Below are 4,468 nucleotides of genomic sequence, written 5' to 3' on the forward strand. Positions count from 1 at the left end.
AAGAAAACGTAATTTAATTGAAACAGTTTTTGATTATTTAAAGAACAAAATGAACCTTGAGCATACTAGACACAGATCCCCTATAAATGCTTTTGTTCATATACTTTCTACACTAGTTGCCTATTCTCTTAAGAAAAATAAACCTTCCATAAATTGCAATTTCGACTTTCCTCTAAATTATAACCTTATCCCGAATTGACGTCATTTCACTTTCTAGGGCAAGTTGTGTAAAATCTTTAACTAATGATGTTAGCAGTCCACCTGCACCAAGTAGCGGTTTACCTTGGTATAGTCCTTGAATGATTTCTATACATTTATCTTGATTAAGTATTTGCGATACTTGGTCTAGTTGAATTGGTTTCATTGGTTTGCTCATGTCAAATTTCCTATTATTTTATGCGAAGAACATGTGGATAAGTTGATAGTAACTTATCCACATTCTTCGCTATTTACAACATCAATAATCTTTATTTTATATATTTAAAAGATTATTTTTTCAACTTGACACAGTTTGACGAACACTCCCTTATTGAACGTTTTTGGCGATCATTAAAACAGGAAAAAATTTATCGGATTATTTTAACAACAGTAAAGGAGGCAAAGACAGCAATTAACGAATATATGGAATTTTATAATAGACAAAGGATGCATCAAACTTTGGATTATAAAACTCCAGAATGTGTATATTTTGAAAAAAATATTGTATAAAAACAACAATTTAATTTTTGTGAATTATATCTCTATTTATCTAAATTTTTGTCTAGACAAAGGGAACCACCTTATTTGGTCACAGGATGAAACTCGAATTGGGCAGCAAGGTAGTTTAAGTCGCATATGGGCTAAACGTGGGAGCATATCTAGGAAAGTAAGGCAACAACAATTTATCTCAACATACATCTATGGAGCTGCTTGCCATGATACGGGCGAATCTTTTGCGTTAATTTTACCATATACCAATACTGATTCAATGAATAAGTTCTTAGATGAATTTTCTTTGACTATTGATTCTGGTAGGCATGTTGCATTATTAACAGATAATGCCGGGTGGCATGCAGCGAAAAAATTAATTATTCCAAGTAACATTACCTTGGTACCGCTTCCGCCATACGCACCGGAATTAAATGCGATGGAACAAATTTGGCAGTGGATCAAAAATCACTTCCTATCTAATCAATGTTACGGTGTATACGAAGATATCGTTGCTAATGCTTGCTATGCCTGGAATCAACTTAGTAAAAATGTAACTTTAGTAAAATCAATTATGTATAGAGAGTGGATTAATATACCGCGTTAATTATTTCAATTGGTATTAGAGATTGGATAATACCACAATTTAATAAAATAGAAAAGGAACGGCAAGAAACACAAGAAGTTAACGGATTATTCAATAGCCTCGAGCAAGATAGGGAATTAAGCTTAAAGATAGCTAAGGAATATCAAAGTTTAACTTATAATGTATCAGAGGAAATGAAGGGGGAGAGCATAAATGATAAAAGTAGAGTGTACGACAGTCAGCCTGATCTATTAGATAATATAAAAAGAGATAGTTTATATATAGCAAAATACAATATATGGGAAAAAGAGTTGTTAATTAAAGAATTAAAGCGAAATACGTCAGAACTAAAGGATAGAGTAGCACCATTAATGTTTAAATTTAGTCAGCTTCATTGTAAGAAGCAAGTTGCTCAAGATATAAAGGTAATAGAAGAACAAGGGGTATTAATTAAAGACAATAAACAATTTAAGACTGTTCAAGGTTATTTAGATGACTTAATGAATAATAAGGAAATAAGACCTTATATAAGAGGAACTGATCTTGATGGGATGACCAGAAATCATGAAAATCATGGAAAGTATATTAAATCAGTGTTTACTAAGTATCAGAATAAAATAGAGACAATAGTTAAACTACAGCCAAAATATGATATAGAACAACTAAAAGATAAGATGAAATTAGAAGATGAAAAGGGAGTAATTAACTTACTAGGGTCAGAATGGCTAAAAGCATTCAAAGATTATGTAACACCCAGAAGAGTTTTAATTAACAAAGAGAGAGAAGAAGCAAAATCAGTAAATGAAGTTTTACAGCTATTAAAAAAAGAAAAAGATTTTTGTCTTGATATGTATAAGCAATATAAAGATGTGGTAGAGTATTATAGCAAAAAGGAGCAAGATCATTATTTCCTGACGATAGCTAACTTACATAAGGAGCAACCTGAACTACTAAGCAATTTAGCGAGAGATATAAATAATGTCAGTAGATTTAAGATAGGAGGAATTTATACAGGAGATAGTATAGAAACAGATGACAAGCTAGTAGAAAAGATAAAAGATACAACACAGGTAGGGATGCTGGCTAAGCAACTATATAAGGCATGTCAAGCACATGTCTTAAAAGAGATAAGTCCTGAGATAAAAGAGCTAAATAGTCATGCAGTGGTAAAGATTAACGATAATACTTATGATGAGATAGACTATTTAAAATATAGGATGAATGATAAGCTACTTGCCCCATATTTGAAAAATACAACCGTAGGAAAAAGACTAACAGAGATATGTAGGCAACAGCAACATTTAGAACAACAAAAACAATTATAGTTGGAAATGTATAAGAGTAAAGTTGATTTTCAAAATTCAATTTATAGTTGATATATAAATTGTTTTTTACATTAAGAAATTTTTAGTTTCCTAAAAGTTAGCTTTTTATATCAAAAATTTACTCAGAAAATCAAAAATTCTCAAATTTTGTACAATTTTTTTGTTAAAATTTTAATTTTTGACGAAATAACTATGAGGCTGCCTACGATAACTAATTAATTATATTTTGAGCTACTTTTCGGCGAGAATATATGATTTTTGAAGGAATAGTGTACTTATTTCAAGAAAATCATGTTTATTTGCAGCCAAAAAGAGCCAAATATAGCATTACTTTAGTTATTGTAGGTGTAGCCTCCTAGATACCAATAACTGTATCAGTACTTTTCCCTTACTATGCTACTCTTTAATCAACGAGTGTATCAATGCATTAATAGCCTGTTGATATGATGGGTTACAGATTTTCATAAAATTCCTTGACACCTCTATACACAAACGCTGATGCTGAGTTTGAATAGGCTCAATATTTTTAATATCTTCTAAACCTTCATAAAAATAATCAATATTTTTTTCTAATGCTTTAGCAATAAGAATCAGCCTACCTATTGATATTCTATTGAAACCAGTCTCATATTTTTGTAATTGTTGAAGTGTTACATCTATTGTCTTTGCAAGTTGCTGACGTGACAAACCTTTAGCAAGCCTTAGAGAATAGATTTTTTGTCCTATCAATTTATCAATTTTGCTTATATAGTCATTGTTTCTTGCCATAATTAATTATAGTATTTTAAGTTCATATCGTTCTGTATGGCTTACGTTTATCTGATAGAGAATTAAGCTTATTCTTCAAACCCATCAATATCTTATTACATTTTTCAAATTTTGAAAGGATTAAAATAACAAGCGAATACAATTGTCCTTGTAGATGTAACATAATAACTCAAGTATAACACCTACTCAATAATACAAAAAATATCAACCAAAGATTAATTTGTAGAAACTTTATTATTATATTGACTAGGTGTGAACAAAAATAGGCTTTGTTCCAAATCATCTATTTTATTAAGTAAATCTTCTGTTTCATCTTATGCAGCAATATCTGATAAGTGCAAACTAGCTAGTGAGGTTAGGCTTTGGCTTAAATCTTTACTACTCTCAAGGCTACTTAGGTTGTTATCACTCTTATTATGTGCAACTCTGCTTTATCCACCTGGCTAGGTGTAAAAATCTTTCCGCCCAAATGAAATTTATAGTCAATTCAGGAGAATTTGGGGCTAGGAGCGATGGAGCGACGCCTATAAGTATAGACGAGCGACAACGTCCCCAACTTCTCATCAATTGACTATAGCAATATCTGGTAAATGATCGCTATTACTCGCGTAAACATTTTTCATGATTTTTTTAAGATTTTCGATATCTTGTAACTTGTTAAATTTGACAGCAATTTTTCTCATATAAACCCCCTGTAGTATCTGTATTTCGAGGGAATTATTATACCATAAAAAATCACCATTTGCATCAAGTTTCGTGATATTTTTACATCATGTTTTTTATTGCATAATTACTACTAAATTTGATATTCCACAAATTTCTTTAAAAAGCACTTTACATATTAAAATATATTAATATTATAAAAAGCATATTAGACTTTAATAGTAAAGATTACTTTATTATATCATAGAATAGAACTCGTGTGGGTCTAAAGAACGTCATTGCGAGACCACGCAAGTCATAGTACCCTACAATTTTTGTAACAATGTAGGGAAGTAGGGATCAAAATCGGTAATTGAGTCATATCCAAAATTCTTTTTAATACCGCTTTTGCCTTGTTACTTGCCTGTTTCAAGCAGTTCCTTAAATGATCCAATCCGTA

6 protein-coding genes are annotated in these 4,468 nt (G+C 30.7%); 4 read left to right on the plus strand and 2 right to left on the minus strand.

Annotation, left to right across the window (positions count from 1 at the left end; genetic code table 11):
• Positions 1 to 199: transposase (locus tag RiCNE_RS06025; RefSeq protein WP_157905643.1), on the plus strand; the 199-nt coding region annotated here is incomplete at its 5' end.
• Here the strand turns inward: RiCNE_RS06025 and RiCNE_RS06030 are convergent.
• Positions 173 to 376: a hypothetical protein gene (locus RiCNE_RS06030; RefSeq protein ID WP_094649683.1), complete on the minus strand. Its 204-nt coding sequence runs from the start codon at positions 374 to 376 to the stop codon at positions 173 to 175. The two genes, RiCNE_RS06025 and RiCNE_RS06030, sit on opposite strands and share 27 nt — an antisense overlap.
• Positions 377 to 501: 125 nt before the next feature.
• Here RiCNE_RS06030 and RiCNE_RS06035 point away from each other — a divergent pair, with 125 nt between their 5' ends.
• The 3 genes from RiCNE_RS06035 to RiCNE_RS06045 all read left to right on the plus strand — a co-directional run bounded on the left by RiCNE_RS06035 (position 502) and on the right by RiCNE_RS06045 (position 2,598).
• Complete coding sequence (locus RiCNE_RS06035) at positions 502 to 708, plus strand: integrase core domain-containing protein (RefSeq protein WP_157905699.1); 207 nt, start codon at positions 502 to 504, stop codon at positions 706 to 708.
• Between the two features lie 19 nt (positions 709 to 727).
• Positions 728 to 1,294, plus strand: a complete 567-nt coding sequence (locus RiCNE_RS06040) for an IS630 family transposase (protein ID WP_157905700.1) — start codon at positions 728 to 730, stop codon at positions 1,292 to 1,294.
• A 173-nt stretch (positions 1,295 to 1,467) separates the two neighbouring features.
• Complete coding sequence (locus RiCNE_RS06045) at positions 1,468 to 2,598, plus strand: hypothetical protein (protein WP_094649686.1); 1,131 nt, start codon at positions 1,468 to 1,470, stop codon at positions 2,596 to 2,598.
• A 396-nt stretch (positions 2,599 to 2,994) separates the two neighbouring features.
• Here the strand turns inward: RiCNE_RS06045 and RiCNE_RS06050 are convergent, their stop codons facing one another.
• Complete coding sequence (locus RiCNE_RS06050; RefSeq protein ID WP_094649687.1) at positions 2,995 to 3,366, minus strand: helix-turn-helix domain-containing protein; 372 nt, start codon at positions 3,364 to 3,366, stop codon at positions 2,995 to 2,997.
• Positions 3,367 to 4,468 lie beyond the last annotated feature (1,102 nt).

Source organism: Rickettsia endosymbiont of Culicoides newsteadi (genome assembly GCF_002259525.1).
GTDB lineage: Bacteria > Pseudomonadota > Alphaproteobacteria > Rickettsiales > Rickettsiaceae > Tisiphia.

Excerpts from the sequence above, each read along its gene's own strand:
- RiCNE_RS06030 (WP_094649683.1), bottom strand. The coding sequence starts at position 376 with ATGAGCAAACCAATGAAACCAATTCAACTAGACCAAGTATCGCAAATA.
- RiCNE_RS06045 (WP_094649686.1), top strand. The coding sequence starts at position 1,468 with ATGAAGGGGGAGAGCATAAATGATAAAAGTAGAGTGTACGACAGTCAG.
- RiCNE_RS06050 (WP_094649687.1), bottom strand. The coding sequence starts at position 3,366 with ATGGCAAGAAACAATGACTATATAAGCAAAATTGATAAATTGATAGGA.